At 60.7% G+C, this 18696-nt stretch carries 16 protein-coding genes and 3 pseudogenes; 8 read left to right on the forward strand and 11 right to left on the reverse strand.

All coding sequences use genetic code 11. The annotated features are described in order from the left end of the window. Positions 1-27: 27 nt before the first annotated feature. A complete protein-coding gene (locus tag HU766_RS09825) occupies positions 28-975 on the reverse strand; it encodes a LysR family transcriptional regulator (RefSeq protein WP_033698387.1) in 948 nt (315 codons plus the stop codon). A 101-nt stretch (positions 976-1076) separates the two neighbouring features. Here HU766_RS09825 and HU766_RS09830 point away from each other — a divergent pair, with 101 nt between their 5' ends. Together HU766_RS09830 and HU766_RS09835 are read left to right on the forward strand one after the other, a co-directional pair. Continuing rightward, positions 1077-2390, forward strand: coding sequence for an L-fuconate dehydratase (locus HU766_RS09830; RefSeq protein WP_186655842.1), 1314 nt, complete (start codon positions 1077-1079; stop codon positions 2388-2390). A gap of 66 nt (positions 2391-2456) precedes the next feature. After that, complete coding sequence (locus HU766_RS09835) at positions 2457-3758, forward strand: MFS transporter (RefSeq protein WP_186655844.1); 1302 nt, start codon at positions 2457-2459, stop codon at positions 3756-3758. Positions 3759-3819: 61 nt separating this feature from the next. Here HU766_RS09835 and HU766_RS09840 read toward each other — a convergent pair whose 3' ends face one another. The 3 genes from HU766_RS09840 to HU766_RS09850 all read right to left on the reverse strand — a co-directional run bounded on the left by HU766_RS09840 (position 3820) and on the right by HU766_RS09850 (position 8096). Further along, a complete protein-coding gene (locus HU766_RS09840) occupies positions 3820-5175 on the reverse strand; it encodes an aminotransferase class I/II-fold pyridoxal phosphate-dependent enzyme (protein WP_186655864.1) in 1356 nt (451 codons plus the stop codon). After that, positions 5175-6557 carry a hypothetical protein gene (locus HU766_RS09845; RefSeq protein WP_186655866.1) on the reverse strand — a complete coding sequence of 461 codons (1383 nt, stop codon included), beginning with the start codon at positions 6555-6557 and terminating at the stop codon, positions 5175-5177. Before HU766_RS09845 ends, HU766_RS09840 begins: the two co-directional genes overlap by 1 nt. Positions 6558-7070: 513 nt before the next feature. Next, positions 7071-8096 carry a zinc-dependent alcohol dehydrogenase family protein gene (locus HU766_RS09850; RefSeq protein WP_186655868.1) on the reverse strand — a complete coding sequence of 342 codons (1026 nt, stop codon included), beginning with the start codon at positions 8094-8096 and terminating at the stop codon, positions 7071-7073. 204 nt (positions 8097-8300) lie between these two features. Between HU766_RS09850 and HU766_RS09855 the strand changes: the two genes are divergently transcribed. The 4 genes and pseudogenes from HU766_RS09855 (at position 8301) to HU766_RS26180 (ending at position 10546) form a co-directional block, all read left to right on the forward strand. Continuing rightward, on the forward strand, positions 8301-9215 hold the full coding sequence (locus tag HU766_RS09855) for a LysR family transcriptional regulator (RefSeq protein ID WP_238338591.1): 915 nt from the start codon (positions 8301-8303) through the stop codon (positions 9213-9215). 274 nt (positions 9216-9489) lie between these two features. Beyond that, positions 9490-9829, forward strand: a pseudogene (locus HU766_RS09860) (flagellar biosynthetic protein FliP); the annotation flags it as partial. 7 nt (positions 9830-9836) lie between these two features. Beyond that, on the forward strand, positions 9837-10283 hold the full coding sequence (locus tag HU766_RS26175; RefSeq protein ID WP_238338592.1) for a hypothetical protein: 447 nt from the start codon (positions 9837-9839) through the stop codon (positions 10281-10283). 110 nt (positions 10284-10393) lie between these two features. Further along, the gene (locus tag HU766_RS26180; protein WP_346656664.1) at positions 10394-10546 is read left to right on the forward strand and encodes a sigma factor-like helix-turn-helix DNA-binding protein; all 153 of its coding nucleotides are present in this window, start codon (positions 10394-10396) and stop codon (positions 10544-10546) included. Between the two features lie 46 nt (positions 10547-10592). Here the strand turns inward: HU766_RS26180 and HU766_RS09870 are convergent, their stop codons facing one another. Both HU766_RS09870 and HU766_RS09875 read right to left on the reverse strand, forming a co-directional pair. After that, positions 10593-11318, reverse strand: a complete 726-nt coding sequence (locus tag HU766_RS09870) for a hypothetical protein (RefSeq protein WP_186655871.1) — start codon at positions 11316-11318, stop codon at positions 10593-10595. Beyond that, on the reverse strand, positions 11318-12148 hold the full coding sequence (locus HU766_RS09875) for a hypothetical protein (RefSeq protein ID WP_186655874.1): 831 nt from the start codon (positions 12146-12148) through the stop codon (positions 11318-11320). The genes HU766_RS09870 and HU766_RS09875 overlap by 1 nt, the downstream gene beginning before the upstream one ends. Positions 12149-12509: 361 nt before the next feature. Here HU766_RS09875 and HU766_RS09880 point away from each other — a divergent pair. Beyond that, positions 12510-12786 (forward strand): annotated as a pseudogene (locus HU766_RS09880) (transposase); the annotation flags it as partial. Positions 12787-12818: 32 nt separating this feature from the next. On the opposite strand, the gene HU766_RS09885 reads toward HU766_RS09880, so the two are convergent. Then, on the reverse strand, positions 12819-13250 hold the full coding sequence (locus HU766_RS09885; RefSeq protein ID WP_186655876.1) for a DUF6691 family protein: 432 nt from the start codon (positions 13248-13250) through the stop codon (positions 12819-12821). Positions 13251-13252: 2 nt separating this feature from the next. Continuing rightward, a complete protein-coding gene (locus HU766_RS09890; RefSeq protein ID WP_186655878.1) occupies positions 13253-13687 on the reverse strand; it encodes a YeeE/YedE family protein in 435 nt (144 codons plus the stop codon). 230 nt (positions 13688-13917) lie between these two features. Between HU766_RS09890 and HU766_RS09895 the strand changes: the two genes are divergently transcribed. Next, positions 13918-15372 (forward strand): TrkH family potassium uptake protein, encoded by a 1455-nt coding sequence (locus tag HU766_RS09895; protein ID WP_186655880.1) that lies wholly within the window; start codon positions 13918-13920, stop codon positions 15370-15372. Positions 15373-15580: 208 nt separating this feature from the next. Here the strand turns inward: HU766_RS09895 and HU766_RS09900 are convergent. From HU766_RS09900 to HU766_RS09910, 3 genes and pseudogenes are all read right to left on the reverse strand, one after another. Next, positions 15581-15856, reverse strand: a pseudogene (locus HU766_RS09900) (IS5/IS1182 family transposase); the annotation flags it as partial. 241 nt (positions 15857-16097) lie between these two features. Then, positions 16098-16766 (reverse strand): DUF3313 domain-containing protein, encoded by a 669-nt coding sequence (locus tag HU766_RS09905; RefSeq protein WP_186655882.1) that lies wholly within the window; start codon positions 16764-16766, stop codon positions 16098-16100. A 47-nt stretch (positions 16767-16813) separates the two neighbouring features. Next, the gene (locus HU766_RS09910) at positions 16814-18673 is read right to left on the reverse strand and encodes a diguanylate cyclase (protein WP_186655891.1); all 1860 of its coding nucleotides are present in this window, start codon (positions 18671-18673) and stop codon (positions 16814-16816) included. Positions 18674-18696 lie beyond the last annotated feature (23 nt).

Raw genomic sequence — 18696 nt, forward strand, 5'->3', positions numbered from 1 at the left:
CAACCTCGAAAAGGTGTGAAGGCATGGCTATTGCGCCCGCAGGTACTGCAGCAAGCGGTCCAGGGCCACGGAATTGGGCCGCGAGCGCAGGGTCAGCAAGCCCAGGTTGGCCATGGTGATCGGCAGCTCCACCGGCAGGATGGCGACCATGCCGTAGCGCGCATAGTGCTGGGCCACATCGTTGGGCACCACGGCAATCATTTCGGAGGCTTCGAGCATGGCGGTGGTGGCCAGGATCGAGGCGGTTTCGACGATGTCCAGCGACTGCACCATGCCGCCCGCCTGCAAGGCGCTCTCGACCCGCCGGCGCATGGGGCTGCCGATGGGGTGCAGGATCCAGGTCAGGGCCACCAGGTCTGCCAGCTGCAATGCCTTGGCGTTGGCCAACGGGTGCCCGGCGCGGGCGATCACGCGCATCTGCTCACCCCCTTCGAACAGTTCGATGTTCAGGTCCTGGCTGTCGCTCTGGTCTGGCAGGCGCCCGACCACCATGTCGAAATCACCGCGCAACAGCGCCGGCAGCAAGGTGTCGCTGGTCCCGACTTCAAGGGAGATCCGCACCTTGGGGTGGTCGCGCTTGTAGGCCAGCACCGCCTTGGTCAGCAGGCCGGGCACCGGCCCCATGACACTGCCCACCCGGACCAGGCCCGAGGCACCGCGGGCCAGCTCGGCGATCTGTGCCTGGGCATGCTCGAACTCGTGCAGCGCGTTCTGCGCATAGCGAATCATCACCTCGCCATACAGCGTCGGCTGCATGCCGCGCGGCAGGCGCTCGAACAGGCGCACGCCCAGGCGTTCTTCCAGTTGCTGCAACAGCAGGCTGGCCGCCGGTTGCGTGGTGTGCATGGCCGCAGCGGCGCGGCGCAGGTTGCCAAATTCGCCCAGCGCGTTGAGCAAGGTGATCTGGCGGCTGGAAATCTTCAATGTGCCGAGCGATGGCGTCAGCGGCGGCGTGTCCGGGGGCATCTGAGACATATCAATTTCGATATCCCTACTTAGGAATTGGCGATTATGCCTGTATCGCTCGACAACCTACAGTCAGGTCTCCCACTGCCCGACCAGAACAAGAGTCCGCCATGAGCATACGCATTACCCACCTGAGCGTTCGTGACATCCGCTTCCCGACGTCGCTGTCGCTGGACGGCTCCGACGCCATGAACAGCGCCCCTGACTACTCGGCCGCCTACGTCGTGCTGCACACCGACGCCGCTGCCCTGGAAGGCCACGGCCTGACCTTCACCATCGGCCGTGGCAACGAGATCTGCGCGGCGGCGGTGCAGTCGCTGGCACCGATGATCGTTGGCCAGACCCTGGAAGACATCACCGCCGACATGGGCGCGTTCTGGCACCGCTTCACCGTCGGCGACAGCCAGCTGCGCTGGCTGGGCCCGGAAAAAGGCGTGATCCACCTGGCCACGGCGGCCATCATCAACGCCATTTGGGACCTGTGGGCCAAGCACGAAGGCAAACCGGTGTGGAAGCTGCTGGCCGACATGACCCCTGAGCAACTGGTACGTTGCCTGGACTTCAGCTACGTGACCGACGTGCTGACCCCCGAAGAGGCCATCGCCCTGCTCCGCCGCCAGGCGCCAGGCAAGGCCCAGCGCGAAGCGCAAATGCTGCGCGAAGGCTACCCCGGCTACACCACCGCACCCGGCTGGCTCGGCTACAGCGAAGAGAAGATGCGCCAACTGGCACGTGAGGCGGTGGCAGAGGGCTGGACCCACATCAAGCAAAAAATCGGCGCTGACCTTGAGGAAGACATCCGCCGCGCCAGCATCCTGCGCGACGAAATTGGCTGGGAACGCACCCTGATGATGGACGCCAACCAGGTCTGGAGCGTCGATGAGTCGGTGGCCAACATGCGCCGTCTGGCGGCGTTCGAGCCACTGTGGATCGAAGAACCCACCAGCCCGGATGACATCCTCGGGCACGCCGCCATCCGCGAGCGCATCGCACCCATTGGCGTGGCCACCGGTGAGCACTGCCACAACCGGGTGATGTTCAAGCAGATGTTCCAGGCCGGCGCGCTGGACTTCTGCCAGCTGGACGCAGCCCGCCTGGGTGGCCTCAACGAGGTGCTGATCGTGCTGCTGATGGCCGCCAAGTACGATGTGCCGGTCTGCCCGCATGGCGGCGGGGTCGGGCTGTGCGAATATGTGCAGAACATTGCCTTGTTCGACTACATCGCCGTGTCGGCCTCGCTGCACAATCGGGTGCTGGAATACGTCGATCACCTGCACGAACACTTCCTCGACCCGGTGGTGATCCGCCGCGGTCGCTACATGCCACCGCAGCGCCCGGGCTACAGCATAGAAATGCACGCTGACACCCTGGAGCGCTACCAGTACCCCAATGGCGCGGTGTGGCTCGACATCAACCGTTCCTGACCTACCCACCTCGGTGTGCCGCCATTGGCGCGGCACACCACCAGCACTTTTCACGGGGAAAAAACAATGACAATCCTCACTGGCACGACAGCGGCCGCCGCGCCTGCCGTCGCTACCGAACAGCGCCTTAACGGCCTGTTGCTGCGCAAATTGATGCCGCTGCTTATCGTCGTCTACGTGATGAGCTTTCTCGACCGCACCAACATCGCCCTGGCCAAGGCCAGCATGGGCATCGACCTGGGCCTGTCGGCGGCGGCCTATGGGCTGGGCGCGGGCTTGTTCTTCCTGACCTATGCCTTGGCCGAAGTGCCGAGCAACCTGATCATGCACCGGGTCGGCGCGCGCTTCTGGATCACCCGCATCATGATCACCTGGGGCCTGCTCTCGGCGGGCATGGCGTTCGTCCAGGGCGAAACCTCGTTCTACATCATGCGCCTGCTGCTGGGGGTGGCCGAAGCCGGCCTGTTCCCTGGCGTCATGCTGTACCTGACGTACTGGTTTGACCGCGAACAGCGTGCCCGTGCCACCGGCTACTTCCTGCTGGGGGTATGCGTGGCCAACATCCTCAGCGGGCCGCTGGGCGGCGCCCTGCTGGAAATGGACGGCGTGCTGGGCTGGCACGGCTGGCAATGGCTGTTCGTGCTCGAAGGCCTGCCTGCGGTGGCCCTGGCCTACGTGGTGTGGAAAAAACTGCCCGATGGCCCGGCATCGGCGCCCTGGCTGTCAGCCGCCGATGCCCAGGACATCGAGCGCCGCCTGAACGCCGAACGGGCTGCGGCGCCGCAACAAAGCAAGCTGGGGCAGATGTTTCGCGACAAGCAGATCTGGTTGGCGATCGCGGTGTACTTCGTGCACCAGATCACCATCTACACGGTGATCTTCTTCTTGCCTGGCATCATCGGCACCTATGCCGCGCTGTCGCCCTTCCAGGTCGGGTTGCTGACCTCGGTGCCGTGGATTGCCGCCGCCATTGGCGCTGCGACATTGCCCCGCCTGGCGACTTCGCCCAATCGTTGCCGCACCCTGCTGTTCTTCGGGTTGCTGACCATGTCGGCCGGGCTGCTGCTCGCCTCGCTGTCCAGTTCGTTCATCGGCCTGATCGGGTTTTCGCTGACCGCGCTGATGCTGTTCGTGGTGCAGTCGATCATCTTCGTCTTCCCCTCCAGCCGCTTGAGCGGCAACGCGCTGGCGGCGGGCCTGGCCTTCGTCACCACGTGCGGCCTGCTTGGCGGCTTCGTCGGGCCGTCGGTGATGGGCCTGATCGAGCAGGCAACCGGCAGCACCCGCAACGGCTTGTGGATCATCGCCTCGATGCTGGTACTGGCGGCATTGATCAGCACCCGCTTGCGCCAGGGGCAGGAACAGTAGGCAGACGGGCACCCGCAACAGGGGCCGTAAAGTGGCCCCTGTTACCATTCACCCTCGACTGCTACCCCACTGGCCGGCCGCAACGCAGCTCCAGCGCCTGCGCCAGCTTCTCCAGAGCCTGTTGCAGCGCATCGAGCCCTTCCCCCACCCACCGCAGCGCCAGGTATTGCTGATGACGCACCTGCAGGCTGTGTTGCCCGCCCGGGACCACACGCAAGGCGGTGCCTGACAGCGCCGCCACGATGCCATCCAACGGCACTGGCCGGCGTAACCGCAGCCACAGGGTCCAGCCACCCTCCGGCATCTGGAAGGAGACCTGCTCACCCAGTTGCAACCTGAGTTGTTGGCCTAGGCACTCCATGCGCCATTGCAGTTCTGCGCGCAGCTTTTCTGACTGGCGTTCGATTTCGCCTTTGCCGAGCATCAGCGCCAGCGCCTGCAGCCGCAAGGGCGCAAGCTGAAACGCACGCTGGGCGAAGGCCTCGGTCAGCGTTGCATGCCGCCCCAGCACATAGGCGTAGGGCGCTTCGCCGCCCACCGCAGCTTCGAACGAGCCCATCATCAACAGCCAGCGCGGGTCGACCCAATCGCGCAAGCGCGCAGCCGGCGGCCCGCTGAAGCACAACTCGCTGTCCAGGTCATTCTCCAGCAACCACACCGGGTACTCGCCCAGCAGTTGGCCTATCTGCTGCTGGTCGTGCTGCGACATCAGCCGGCCCTGGGGCATGCTCAGGCAGGACGGCATGATCAGCATGCCCACCGGCTCCGCGCTGAGCAAACCCGCCAACGCCTGCAGGTCTGCAGCGCCGTATGCGTTCAGTGGCACCTCAAGCACGCGCATGCCGCAACGCTGCAACGCGCGCAGCACTTGCCAGCAGCACGGCGAGCACACCAGCACGGTGCCCCCGCGCAGGGCCAGCGCCGCCAGCACAACCTCAAGCAACGCCTGTACGTCGGGGGCAAGATGCACCTCTTCGGCACGCCAGTAATGGCTGGATGAGCGGGTATAGCGTTCGGCCAGCGCATTACGCAGCCGCGCGCTGCCGACCTCCTCCAGCGGGGCAGCCGCCCAAGCCCGCTGGCGTGCCAGGCGCCGCTCGTGGGTAAACAATGAACGTTCCAGCATGGGCTGCGTCGGTACGTTGCTTAGCCCGCTCGGTGCTGGCAACGGCGGGCCATCCGGCTGTACATCCACGCGCACGAAGTAGCCCGACCTCGGCACGCAATGCACACGGCCCTCCTCTTCAAGCAGGCTGTAGGCGCTCTGCACAGTGGCCAGCGATACGCGCAAGCGCCGGGACAGCGTGCGCAACGAGGGCAGGCGCCATGGCTCAAGCCCCTGGGCCTCGTCGATCAGCGATTCGAGGTAGTGATACACCTTGCGATAGGCGTAGTCGCCCGGCAGCGATCGCCCCATCAGGGCAAGCCCTCTAGGCCAGGTCGTCCCGCTACGAACGGCGCCGGCAACAATTTCAGGTGCACATCACGCCGGGCCAGGTTCGCCATCAAGCGCCTGGACGCGGGTTGCAGACGCCCCTCATAAATCGCCCGCAGTTGCACAAGTGCCAAGCCACTGGTATTCACCAGCCAGTCCTTCACCGCATCGGGGCACGGTTTACCTTGCAAGGCCCGATGCAGGTAGGGCAACGCCACCTGCATGTCGGGATGACGGCATTGCAGAAAACGCTCAAGGCCCTTGCCCTGCCTGGCAAAGGGGCTGAACAACAGGCATACCAGCTGGGTCTGGCTGATGCCGTAGGCTTTGCCCGGATGCCCCGAAGCTGGCTCGCGCTGCCCATCGAAAGCGCAAGGGCCGGCCAGCCGCAACGCCTGTCGATGGCCCATTGGCTCGCTGCAACGGGCGCGCAGTTCGTGCAGCTGTGCCAGGGCCTTAGGGTCGATGAAGGCCGCCAGCGGCCAGGCGTCCTGGTCAGGGTCAAGGCGGCAGCCGAGCATGAGGTCGAGCTGCTCTTGTTCAAGCAGATGCGGCAGCAAGTCATCGATAGCGATCACCCGCAACGTGGCATCCTCCGCGACTACGCGGCAGGGGTCGCCCACAGGCTCCAGGGGTGACCCGGCAACCCCCTGCAACCTGCCCAGCCCGCTGGCCAATGTCGCCAGGCACTGATGCAGCAGATGGGGCCCGCGCTCCCCTGCCTGGCACAGGCTACGCCGGGCCCAGGCCAGGTAACGGCGTCGCTGCCGGGCAGGTACGGCGGTAATCAGCACATCCGCACGCGACTGCGCCTGCAGCGCAACACCCACGGCACCCGCCAGCTCCAGATGCAGCCGGCTGCCCAGCAGGGCTTCGGGCCGGGCATCGACCCCGTGCCCGAACATCAGCATGGCATTGCGTGCCAGGGCCCAGCGCTCGGTCGACGCCGAGGGCCGACGATTGAACGGCACCACCTCGCAGCCTTCGGTCATCTGCAGTTGTACCCGCGGGTCATCCTGCATGAACAAGGCGTTGAAGCTGCGCTCATGGTTGTCCAGCGCGGCATTGCCGGCAGTCGGCAGGTTGACCACCAGTACCCGCAACTGGAAGGTCACCGGGGCGCGCAAGGCAATACTCAACTGGGCGGCGCGCAGAATGGCCAACAGGTGGGCACTTCGGCGGTCATTGCCCTGCAGTACCAGCAAACGGAATGTGCCGATGTATTCGGGGCCACCGGCAGCCACCAGCAGCCGCTGTATCAGCAACTGCACAGACGCGCGCTGCGCCTGGGACATATGGCTCAACAAGCGTTCCAACACTTGCTGGTAGATATAGTGCATCGCCTGTTCGTGAATAGCGCTCACGTAATCACCTCATCAACTTCATGCATTCATTACACGGTCAACTGCACACCGTGTAGTGCATCGATCCTGAAGAATTTTCCTACAAGTCTTGGGAAGTAACGATGTGACATGCTCTGTCGCCAAGCCATCGAAAAAAATGCCCCACACTGATGACAGGCTGCCGCCATACACTGCCCTGGCTCGGGCATAGCCATGCTCATTCCACGCTCCTTGCGCAAACTATCACTAGGCCATTATCGAGAGTTGTACATCGAATAGAAGATACAGATAAGGGTAAAAAAACCATTCAGCCAGTGCATCAACACACAATGAATGGAACACTGCAAGCGTTCAACTTCAAATCTCTTCCAGGATATTACCGCAATAAACGGTAACCCCTTGAAGTATGTAGTCCACGTATTATTAATTTGTAGGATGCATCTGATTATCTACAAGTATCACGCTGAAAATGTGCAGCCGCAAAACACAAAAACCCGGGACTGTGCCCGGGTTCCTGTTGTCGTCAATGTCAGATCACGCAGGCTGCGCCATATCCAGCACCACCCGCCCCCCGCAAGGGCATTCATCCATATACCGATGTGCCTCGACCACCTGATCGAACGGATACACCTTGATGATCTGCGGCGTCAGCAGTTGGTCGGCGGTGAACTGGTTGATATCGCGCAAGGCACGCTGCAGCGCAACCTGGTCCTGGCTGATGCCCAGTTCCGGTTTGCCGGTAAAGTTACCGATGCAGTGCACATAGAACTGGATGTTCTTCTGGAACGCCGCACAAGCCGGGAATGGCGTCTGGTTGCCACCTTGCAGGCCATACAACACCAGGCTGCCTCGGGGTGCCAGGACATCGCCGAGCAGCGACATCTGCGGCCCACCCATGCCATCGAGGACCATGTCCACGCCGCGACCGTCGGTGTACTTGCCGATTTGCAGCAGCAGGTCCTGCTCCTCGGTGACGATCACTTTGTCCGCCCCCAGCCCCAGCAAGTACTCGCGTTGCTCGGGCGCCTTGGTGGCGGCAAACACTTTCAGCCCCAGGGCCTTGCCCAGTTGCACGAACGCAGGCCCTGCGCAGTGGCTGGCATCGGTGACCAGCGCCGTTTGCCCGGCCTTGGCGCGGGCCAGGTCGACATAGGCAAAGTAGGCGATCAGCAGCGGCGTGTAGTGCACGCTGGCTTCGATAGGCGTGAGGATATCCGGATACCGGGTGATTGCCGTGCGTGGCAGCACGATCACGTCGCCGTATACCGGGTGATCATTGGCGCTGGTGGCCGGGAAGCTGGCGACCCGGTCACCCACCGCAATGTCCTCGACCCCTTCGCCTACAGCTGTCACCACCCCGGCCATTTCATGACCGATCCCCGCCGGCAGGCGGGCCTGGGAGGGGGCCAGGTTCTGACGCCAGAGCACGTCATACCAGCTGACGCCGATTGCCTCGACGCGGATCTGCACCTCGTCGGCGGCGGGCGACGGTTCGGCCTGCTCCTCGCAACGGAGCACATCGGCAGCGCCGAACTTGTGGAATCGGATCATGCGGGACATCGCATACCTCGCCTTGTGAACCTCTAATACCACGGACTTTATCCGGGCTTTGGCCGTTAGACCATCAGTGGTCATTAATAGTCGACATGCTTGTCATCGATTGGGCACCTGACATTCCTATGAATTGGCACCCGGAAATCGGTGCAGGGTAACAGCCTTTGGCCTTAAGATTCACCCCTGCCCCACTTAAGGCGAAGCGCACCGATGAATCGAAACGACCTGCGTCGTGTAGACCTCAACCTGCTGATCGTGTTCGAAACGCTGATGCACGAGCGCAGCGTGACCCGTGCTGCCGAGAAGCTATTCCTCGGCCAGCCGGCCATCAGCGCGGCCCTGTCGCGTCTGCGCAACCTGTTCGACGACCCGTTGTTCGTGCGCACCGGCCGCAGCATGGAGCCTTCGGCACGGGCGCATGAGATCTTTGCCCTGCTCTCCCCGGCGCTGGACTCCATCTCCACCGCCGTCAGCCGCGCCGCCGAGTTCAACCCGGCCACCAGCAATGCGGTGTTCCGCATCGGCCTGTCGGACGACGCCGAATTCGCCCTGCTGCCGCAACTGCTCAAGCGTATCCGCGCCGAAGCGCCGGGTATCGTGTTGGTGGTGCGCCGGGTCAATTACCTGCTGATGCCTACCTTGCTGGCCTCGGGCGAAATCTCGGTGGGGGTCAGCTACACCAGCGAGCTGCCCGCCAACGCCAAGCGCAAGGTGCTGCGCCGCAGCAAGCCGAAACTGCTGCGTGCCGACAGCGTGCCGGGCAGCATCACCCTGGATGACTTCTGCGCCCGGCCGCATGCGTTGGTGTCGTTCGCCGGCGACCTGTCCGGGTTCATCGATGAAGCGCTCGAAGAAATTGACCGCAAGCGCCACGTGGTGCTGGCGGTGCCGCAGTTCAACGGGCTGGGGAGTTTGCTGGCGGGGACCGATATCGTTGCCACGGTACCGGACTACACGGCGGATGCACTGACGGCTGCGGGGGGCTTGCGGGCGGAAGATCTGCCGATTGAAGTGCGCAGTTTCGAGCTGCACATGGCTTGGCGCGGGGCGCAGGATAACGACCCGGCTGAGCGATGGTTGCGGTCGCGGATACAGATGTTTTTTGGCGACCCTGAGAGTCTTTGAATCGCACATCGAGGCCTGAAACTCTCTCCCCTCAAATTAGGCGGCCACCATCACTTCAAGTGGTGATCGTGGTGTTCTTGACGGCTACAGATATTGCGGGAATCACCTTCAGAGGCCGCCAAAACACCATCGCCCGCACTGTAATGTCAGCGATACGTCTACAGTCGACAATACATGGGTTGTCCGGCACTACCGGGAAGCGCGAGACCAGTATGACTGGGGGTACAAAAAACTATTTCCCACCGAAAGCGAGCAGGCCGCCGTGAAGGGCTGGGTTCCGGTACGCGACTTCATGGTGCGCCAGACCCACGAGTCCGACCTGCGCCTGATCCACGAACTGGCCAAGGCACCGCTGCCGGCCTCGGTGGATGAACTCACGCCGGTGCACTTAGTGCCGGCGTTTATGCTTAGTGAACTGAAGATCGCCTTCCAGATCGGCTTCATGATCTTCCTGCCGTTCCTGATCATCGACCTTATCGTCTCCTATCCTGATGTCGCTCGGCATGATCATGGTGCCGCCGATCACGCTTTCGCTGCCGCTGAAGATCATGCTGTTTCTGCTGATCGATGGCTGGGGCCTGATAACCCAGACGCTCGTGCGCAGCGTGGTGTGAGCTGTCCATGGACAACCCGCAAGTGCTCAGTGACGAAGAACGCCTGCTCTGGCAGCAATGGCTGTGCCTGCGTGAGGCAGACACCCGCACACGCCTGTTCTTCTTCCATAGCCCCTGGTCGCGCACCGTCGCCGGGTACTACTACAACCGCTATCCGCACCCGCTGCCGCAATGGCACGACTACCTCAGCCTCACCTCCCAAGGGCTGCTGCAGGCCATCGACGGCTTCGACCCACTGCGCCAGGTACGCTTTCGCACCTACGCCGAGCATTCCTCAAGGGCACAGTACTCAAGGGGCTGTCTGCCTATATCAAGGATCAGCGCTCAATCGCCCGCGAACGCCTGGAAGGCATCGGCAGCGAGCAGCGGTTCGGCGCCACCGACAGCGATTTCGAGCTGGTGGTCAACAACGCCGTCGACCTCGCTTTCGGCTACTTCTTTGAACTGGGGGTGATCGATGAAGAACCGCCAGACAACAACCCTCTCAGCGCGTATGTCTAGGAAGACAAGGATGAAAGCCTCGGCCTGCTGGTAGAGCGCCTGCCGGAGCGAGAACGGCAGATCATCGTTGAGCATTACTACCAGCAGATGAGCTTCGTGGAACTGGCGGGACTGCTCGGGGTGGGCAAGGCACGGGTGTCGCAGTTGCATGGGCAGGCGTTGCGGCGGATCAGGGGGATGTACGAGGAGACAAATGCAATGGAATGGGAGTGGTGAGGATTCTGGCAAGGGGGTGACGCAAAGAGCGCCCCCTGTTGCTGCCCTATGCCCTGAAGTCGAAGCCTGCCGGGGATTGCGTCGTCACGTAGTGCGCCAGGTAGTTATCCAGCACGTTCTCTGCATCTTCGAGCAGTCGGTAATCGGCAAAGTCATTGTTCTTGACGTGATAGACCTTGCCGTCGCACTTGTCCTCGTCAAGAAACAGGGCATCACCCGCGTCCGTCAACAACCAGCAATACAGGGAGTGCACGGAGTTTGCCTGGGTACTGTTGACGAAGTCTTTGATCAACGCTTTTTTAACGCCGCGCAGCACACGATAGCGCTCGATCGTCAGACGCCCGCTGTAAGAGAACGGCGAGTTGGTCCAATCGTTGGATAAATATGAGCGCTCGGTAAGCATGAAAGACCAGAAATAGCGATACAGCTCTTTCCAGCGGGGCGGCAGCATCGCACAGTTCCTTTCGAACGCTGGCCCCTCTGTTTCAAGCGTTTCCGGCACTAAATTGAAAAACATGTTCCGCGCTTGCGCTTCAGCTACCAGCGACGCTATCCAGGTACCCGCATAGCGTTCGAACAGCACTAACGGCTCCGCGTACTCGCGTTCGATAGCCGCTACGGTATTAGGGAAAGCTGCGGCAAAGCCAGGAAACATTGTGCCGACGGGTGTACCCAGCCCATTCACAACCACGCTGTGGAGGTGCGGTCGCAGGGCATCGCCAACATCGGCTGCGCTCGTGCACACCAGATCATACATATTCTTATCAAGCATCAGCGCCCTCCCGCGTTCAGTTTATCAAAAGCTTGTATCTGCTCGACAATTCGTCTCTGCAACAGGACCTGATCTCTCTCCAGGTAGCGTATGTAGCTACCCTTCAGATCTTCTCCGTCGTAAGTTTTCCAGCCCAAGTTGGCGCCCTTCGACGCATTGAGCGACTGTGGCAGCGGCTGCAGATTTCCAAGTCCAACACGGTCCTGAATGATGTCGGTCATCTGCGAACGGGTGAGCCTATTGAATCCCGGCAGCTCAATGAGCTTACTGACAGGGAAAATATGATCAACCGCCAGAACCTGGCCAGCTGGTGGAGCAATGATAAGGTCGCTCAGCGGATCTCGGTAGCCATTGCCCTGGAATCTATTGCTCATCGCTTTGGTGACCGTGGTGATCCGCTTGCCAAGGCTTGGGATAAAGATCCCGCCGCCGAGGGTGCCGTATGACAGTGCCGGTGGCACGTACACCGAATTGCGGTAGTAGAATGCCCCCGCCCGCACCGCCGAGCCCGCGGCATCGGTGGTCGCACGCAACGCCACCCCACCAGCAAGCGTACTGGTGAGCAGGCGCAGGCCATCTTCGGCGATCTGCGCCCCCTCTGTTTGCGTCAGGTAGCGATCCGCCGCGCTGACCGTTCTGTCGAAGACGCCCTGTGGGTCATTCCTTACCTCGCTGCTCAGTCGGGACAAGCCTTCCAGCGCCTGGTCGCGAAGTTGTGCATCGGTCACCAGCCCGGCCATGATCGCCGTACTGTCGAGCATGTCCAGCGCCGCATTGGAAACCCCGCGTACGGCACGCCAAGACAGCGCTTCTGCCTGGCTGTCCGGCATCGAAGTCGAACAGAGGTTCCTGCTGGTCCGGTGTGACCAGGCTCGCCGGCAGATCCACCACCAGCCCGTCCGCCAGTGACGCAGCCATTGTGCCGTATCGAGCGGCCTGGGTCCGGAAGCTGTCAGCGGCACCGAAGGCGAAGTTGGCCAGGACGTTGCCAAAGGCATCCGCCGCAACCCTGGAGTAATCCGGTTTGTCGCCACCAAACCACTTGTCGTTCATGAACGCATTGGCGTGAGCGGCGACCTGGCCTCTGACGACCATGCCCCCTACACCCGGCTGCACGATCTGCCCACTGACATTGGCCGCCAGCGCCGAGGCCGCCATGCCCCCCCAGCTGAAGGCACTGTCCAGGCCGACGATGCGGTTGGCGACGAGGAAGTCGTTGCGCCGACCAAACGCCGTGGCAAGCGCAAGCCGCTGCCGGCTGATTTGCCGCGTATCGAAGTTGTCCACGAACTGCCCGAGCATGAACTGACCTGCGCTTGTGGCTGCCGTTGAAGAGCCGGGTCGTGAGCCCAGCAGCCAAACCTGGATGTGGGTACAAACCGGCGGCCCACCTGATCGCCCGGTGATCCTTTTCGACTACGCAACCAGCCGAGCGCAGGAGGTGCCCGTGCACCTGCTGAATGGCTATCCCAGTTATGGCTATGAGCGCGTTGTCTGTTGCTAACCTTCTGATCGCGAAGCATGTCGGCTTTCCAGAAAGGAAAAAGCGTACATGCCGGCCACTACCGCTAAAAAGAATATGACGACTTGCCAGTGCCAGGTGAGTAGAAGAGCAACCGCTGGCCCAGGGCAGATTCCCGCAATTCCCCATCCCACACCAAACACTAGACTGCCCCCCATCAAACGGACGTCTAAACTGCTTTTGACTGGTAACTGCATACGGGCATTCAGCAAAGATCGACTATGCCTACGTGCCCAGTTTAACGGGATAGCCGCTACCGAGATGGCGCCGAGCATCACAAGAGCAAGTGACGGATCCCAGGCTTTGCTAACATCAAGAAAAGCCAGCACCTTGCCAGGGTTTGCCATGCCTGCTAGAAGTAAACCCAAGCCAAACATGAGTCCTGCAATAAATGCGGTCAACTTGAGCATCTTCAGGCTCCTAATATATGACGAGTGACGTACACCGTTGCAAAACCGGAGGTCATAAAACACGCCGTTGCCAAGAGGGAGCGAGGAGAGCGTCGGGAGATCCCACACACGCCATGACCACTCGTACAGCCCGACCCGTAACGGGTTCCAACTCCGACGAGTAAGCCCGCTAGAATCAAGGCGGGCCATTCTGTATCGATTTCAATTTCTGGTAAGACGGTGAAAGCCCCCCAAAGCAGTGGCGAAATCACCAAACCGAGCAGAAACAGAGCCTTCTCGCTCCAACCCTCACTGCCAAATTGCAGCACACCTCCAAGCAAGCCACTGATGCCTGCAATTCTACCATTTGCGAGAACGAACAAGCTGACCGCCAGCCCTATCAAGGCACCTCCACATAATGATGACCATGGTGTGAAATTGATCCAATCAATGCTCATCTTGCATCTCCTGAGAAAAAAGTCTGGCAAAGGGTGACTGTCAGCAAAGCATCATCACCTACATAGCAACCATCTGAGCACAAGTGGCCCCTGCAGGCTTCAGAGCTTTGCGGTTTACTGCATCTCATTTCAGCACTCACGGCACAGACTTCTCCTTTACGACTTTTTTACTCGACATCTTCTTGGTGAAATTGATACTGCCCGGTACCGCCACATGATGAGTTTGCTCGATGCCTCTCCCTGCATTGCACTTCATTGCATTCATCCTCGGGGTCTTCCTGATTACCCTGGCCGTCAGCATGGTTATTCCGATGGCGACACTGCTATTGTATGACCGTAGCGATGACCTCGAGTCCTTCGTATGGTCGAGCCTCATTGCCCTCTGTGCGGGCACTGCGCTGATCGCTCGCGGGATGCCCGAGGCGCCGCAACTGAGGGCCCGAGATATGTATTTCCTGACCACGGTCAGTTGGGTCATCGTCTGCGCCTTTGCGGCTTTGCCTATGGTGTTCATCAGACATATCAGCTACACGGATGCTTTCTTCGAAACGATGTCGGGAATCACCACTACTGGTTCGACCGTGCTGACCGGACTCGACAGCGCGTCGCCGGGGCTGCTGATCTGGCGATCCTTGTTGCATTGGCTTGGTGGTATAGGCTTCATCGGCATGGCCGTTGCTATTTTACCGCTGCTGCGTGTCGGCGGGATGCGCCTGTTTCAGACGGAGTCTTCGGACTGGTCTGATAAGGTGACGCCTCGTTCCCATGTCGCGGCCAAGATGATCTTGGTGATTTATCTAGGGCTGACAGCTTTGGCCACAGTGGCACTGTGGGCTGCTGGTATGACACCCTTCGAAGCCATCAATCACTCGATGTCACTCATCTCAACCGGTGGCTTTTCAACGTCCGATGCCTCACTCGGCCACTGGCGGCAGCCCGCTGTGCACTGGGTGGCAGTGGTGGTTATGATCTTGGGCAGCCTGCCCTTTACCTTGTACGTGGCGACACTGCGTGGTCACCGGCGAGCACTGCTGAAAGACCACCAGGTACGCGGCTTCCTTGGATTTCTTGTAGTGGTGTGGGTAGCCGTGGGCACTTGGCTATACTTGCATAGCGACCTGTCATGGACAGATGCATTTAGGATCGTCGCAGTCAATGTGACGTCGGTGGTAACCACCACAGGCATTGCTGTAGGGGACTACACTCTTTGGGGCAGCTTCGCAGTACTGCTCTTCTTCTACCTTACGTTTATAGGAGGGTGTTCAGGGTCTACAGCCGGCGGGTTGAAAATATTTCGCTTTCAGGTGGCCGCGTCGCTTCTGGTTAGCAGTTTGAAGCAGTTGATCCATCCACGGGCGATGATCTCGAAAAAGTACAATGGTCACCCCATTGATGAAGAGATCGTGCGCTCATTGCTGACTTTTTCGTTCTTCTTCTCTTTCACCATTGCCATGATCGCACTGGGGTTATCCTTGATAGGGCTTGACTGGACCACAGCGCTCAGTGGTGCAGCAACGGCTGTATGTAACGTTGGGCCAGGGCTAGGTACAGTGATTGGGCCTGCCGGGAACTTCGCCTCTATACCCGACGCTGCGAAATGGCTGCTGACCATCGGAATGCTCCTTGGCCGACTTGAAATTCTTACCGTGTTAGTCCTCGTTTCTCCTGCTTTTTGGAGGTTCTGAATTGCGCCTAGATCACATCGACTTTTACTTGCTTGGCCGTTGTTTCTTAGGCGTGATCAAGTGTGAAGGTCTACTGTACGGTGACAGGACTATCGCAGCGTTGCATTGGACAAGCGCACCCTCCTAGGGAGGGTCTGAAGTAGACCGCTATTTTCGGCTATTGAGCCATCGGCGCTTTCAAAAACGGTTGCCGTTCAAAAGCTTTGGCGCCGAAGGAATACTGGTTTCCCTTCTTCGTTTGGTGCATTTCTGGGCCGCGTTTACCGTCCTTGTTCTAGGTCGAACTGGGTGCATGAATCATGCGTGGCATCGACGATGGTGCCTTGTCGCAGTGACAAGCCACGGTCGCCCAGATAGCCATTGATCACACCGAAAATACCAGCGGCCAACGCGTGTTTTTCCAGCAGGCGACGGAAGTTGAGAATGGTGGTTTCTCAAGGATTCGCTCCAGGCTCAGGCCGAAAAACTGGCGCAAAATCGTTGTGCTTTTGCTCGTCGGTGTATTTGTCTTTGTCTCCACGTGGCATGGCCGTCACTCCTGAAGGGCTCTAGGTGAACAGTTGAGCGCCTGTCCCTCGGCGGAGTGCCGACTGATGGACGAATGGAATATCGTTCCCTGACCTCTGCCCGCCACTGGCATCGCACATGCTGTGGCCGGTCGCATCGTCGATGCCGTCTGTGTTCATGAAACCGCCCCACGCTGTGTCTCAGTGGGGCGGTCTGGGTCACTTCCTGAGTGCCTGGAAAGAACTCACCATGTCCTTGGCCCAACCATCGAGCACTGCTTTTGCGTCCTTGGCCTGCATGACCTGAGACGCGTTATCCAGTTCCGTCCCCGCTCCCTTGCGCACGACCTCAGCGACCACTTGGTTGGTATCGCCATCCAGAAACGCAGCTTCAGTAGCAATGCTGGTGTCCTGGTCACGGATGCCAGTGGCGGTGCTGATGCCGGCGGCTACCAGGGCAATCGGGATGACCTCATAAGGCCGCAGGCTCTTGGTCTTTGCACTGACAGCGGTGATCGCCGGGCGAACCACCAGCACCCCTGGGCCCGGGCTTGTCGCCAACGGCAAAACCTGGGAGAAGTGGTTTTTCAGCGTCTGGTCATAATACTGGGTGATGCCCTGCAGCGTGGATTGCGGGATCTTTTCCGTCGGTTGCGGCTTGGGATAGAGCTGGCTGGGTTCCAGGTACACGCTGGTATACCGCTTCGCATCGGTGCCCGGCTTTATCCAGCGCATCACCGGAGCCCCTGATGGGGATTTGTCTTCCTTCAAGACACTGTAATCCTTGAGAAAGCCCGAGTACTGATCGGACTCCACATACTTGCTCGCACAGCCCTGCAACAGCAATGTGCTGAGGCACATCGTTGCAGCCAACGTTTTGATCTTCATGCAGGCTCTCCTTCCATACGATTATGATGTTGCCGCTAGCATTGCCCTCAACCAGCCAAACAGACTCGCCCACGTTGCTGCTTGGCGTGGTACATCGCCTGGTCTGCCGCCTTGACCAGCATGTCCGCACAGGTGGCATGCGCAGGCGCGAACGCAAGGCCGATGCTCGGTGTGACGAAATCGATCAGCACGTCGCCGATACTCACCGGTGCACTCAACACCGCCAATAGCCGCTCGGCCAGTGCTCTGGCCGCCGCCTCGTCGATGCCAGGCAGGATCGCCGTGAACTCATCGCCACCCAATCGATAGACCGAGTCCTGCTCGCGCATGGCATTGTGCAGGCGTTCGGCCATGCAGGACAGCAAGGCGTCGCCGACATCGTGGCCAAAGCGATCGTTGACTTGCTTGAAACGGTCCAGGTCGAGAAAAACCAGCGCCAGCGGCCAGCGCTGCGTATCGAGTTGCCGCTCCAACTGCTGGTGAAAAGCCTTGCGATTGCCCAAGCCGGTCAGTGCGTCATGGTAGGCCATGTCCAGCAGCGCCTGCTGGTACTGAACATGCTCGCTCACGTCATGCAGGATGCCGCGGTAGCCGATCACGCTGCCAGTTGGGCCACTGATCCTGGTAAATCGCGTTTGGTAATGGCCCACGCTTCCATCCGCACGCTGCAGCCGGGCCGACAGCGGCGCACCTGCTTCGGTGTCGAACACCACAGCTGGGGTGGTCGAGTTGGCCTGCGTACTGCCTTGCAGTGAAGCGAACCTGTGGCCGATGACATCCGCCGCAGCGTAGCCAAGTATTTTGCAGAACGCAGGGTTTACCGACTGGATCCTGCCCTGTTGGTCGAGTTCGAAGTAGCCATCCTCCATGCCGTCCAGGATTACCCGCCCGCGGCTCTCACTCTGCTCCAGACGGTCCAGGGTGCGGTTGGCTTCCTGCGCCAGCAGGCCCAACTCGTCATGCCCTGCATCCGACAAACGCCCGCCCGTTGAATCTGCGCCTATGGCATGAAACTCTCGATGCAGGGTAGAAATCCGCCTGAGCACTGTGAAGTCCAAGGCCAGATAGATCAGCGCCCAGGCCAGGCAGATGATCGCGGCCATAGCCCCCAGCAACAGCTTCAGTTGTTCGCTGCCCTCGATATACAGGTGCCGCTCACGCTGCAACTGCAACTTCACCTGCGGCTCGCCCAGGCTGTCATGGAAGATCAGCTCGATGCTGTGCTGGCGCGCGTCACTGATCTGGCGATTGCCGATACTGATGAACTCGCCATCCGCTCGCGAGGCATTGCGTTCAGCGCCGGCAGCATTCCACTGCAGCACTGCGCCCAGTTGCCGTTGCAGGGCGGCGATCCGCGCGGCATCGAGAAACGTGCCTGCAAACAAGACGTCTTTTGCGCCGGCCGGGCCGCCATCAACAGCCACAAGAATGAACGGCTGGCCGTTCACCAGCATCAGCTGAGGCGCTGGCGCTGACGCCATGGCCCTGGTCAAGCGCTCAAGCTGCGTCGACACTTCGCGCTGGAGTGCTGCCAATGACAAAGGCGTACTGTTGCTTGTGGCCCTGAACGTCGCAGGGTCCAGGGGTTTCCAGGCCGCAAGTTGCCCTGTATCGGTGGCCAGTACGAAAAAGTCGAAACCGGTCCGGCTGAAAATTTGCGCGGGCAAAGGGAACGCCAGGCCGAGGGGGCGAGGCAGTGACTCGGCCAACTGCTGCAAGCGATCGGCATCGCGTTCGAAGATGCTGCCCAACAGCGCGCGCATGCGGCCTGCCTCGATGACCAGGAGTCGCTCGTCCTGCTTGTCCAGCCGTTCGAGCAGCAAGGCATGAGCGGCAACGTAGCTGAGGAGCAGCACCAGCAACAGCGGCGGCGCGAACAGCCAGAGCAGTTTAGTGCGTAACGACATACCTACTCCCATGGGGCGCCATC

Origin of the sequence: Pseudomonas sp. SWRI77 (genome assembly GCF_014269105.1) — a bacterium.
Taxonomy (GTDB): domain Bacteria; phylum Pseudomonadota; class Gammaproteobacteria; order Pseudomonadales; family Pseudomonadaceae; genus Aquipseudomonas; species Aquipseudomonas capeferrum.

Bases quoted from the DNA above. Each gene is read 5' to 3' on its own strand.
- HU766_RS09825 (WP_033698387.1), bottom strand. From the start codon at position 975: ATGTCTCAGATGCCCCCGGACACGCCGCCGCTGACGCCATCGCTCGGC.
- HU766_RS09830 (WP_186655842.1), top strand. From the start codon at position 1,077: ATGAGCATACGCATTACCCACCTGAGCGTTCGTGACATCCGCTTCCCG.
- HU766_RS09835 (WP_186655844.1), top strand. From the start codon at position 2,457: ATGACAATCCTCACTGGCACGACAGCGGCCGCCGCGCCTGCCGTCGCT.
- HU766_RS09840 (WP_186655864.1), bottom strand. From the start codon at position 5,175: ATGGGGCGATCGCTGCCGGGCGACTACGCCTATCGCAAGGTGTATCAC.
- HU766_RS09850 (WP_186655868.1), bottom strand. From the start codon at position 8,096: ATGTCCCGCATGATCCGATTCCACAAGTTCGGCGCTGCCGATGTGCTC.
- HU766_RS09855 (WP_238338591.1), top strand. From the start codon at position 8,301: ATGAATCGAAACGACCTGCGTCGTGTAGACCTCAACCTGCTGATCGTG.
- HU766_RS26175 (WP_238338592.1), top strand. From the start codon at position 9,837: ATGGACAACCCGCAAGTGCTCAGTGACGAAGAACGCCTGCTCTGGCAG.
- HU766_RS09870 (WP_186655871.1), bottom strand. From the start codon at position 11,318: ATGCTTGATAAGAATATGTATGATCTGGTGTGCACGAGCGCAGCCGAT.
- HU766_RS09875 (WP_186655874.1), bottom strand. From the start codon at position 12,148: ATGCCGGACAGCCAGGCAGAAGCGCTGTCTTGGCGTGCCGTACGCGGG.
- HU766_RS09885 (WP_186655876.1), bottom strand. From the start codon at position 13,250: ATGCTCAAGTTGACCGCATTTATTGCAGGACTCATGTTTGGCTTGGGT.
- HU766_RS09890 (WP_186655878.1), bottom strand. From the start codon at position 13,687: ATGAGCATTGATTGGATCAATTTCACACCATGGTCATCATTATGTGGA.
- HU766_RS09895 (WP_186655880.1), top strand. From the start codon at position 13,918: ATGCCTCTCCCTGCATTGCACTTCATTGCATTCATCCTCGGGGTCTTC.
- HU766_RS09905 (WP_186655882.1), bottom strand. From the start codon at position 16,766: ATGAAGATCAAAACGTTGGCTGCAACGATGTGCCTCAGCACATTGCTG.
- HU766_RS09910 (WP_186655891.1), bottom strand. From the start codon at position 18,673: ATGTCGTTACGCACTAAACTGCTCTGGCTGTTCGCGCCGCCGCTGTTG.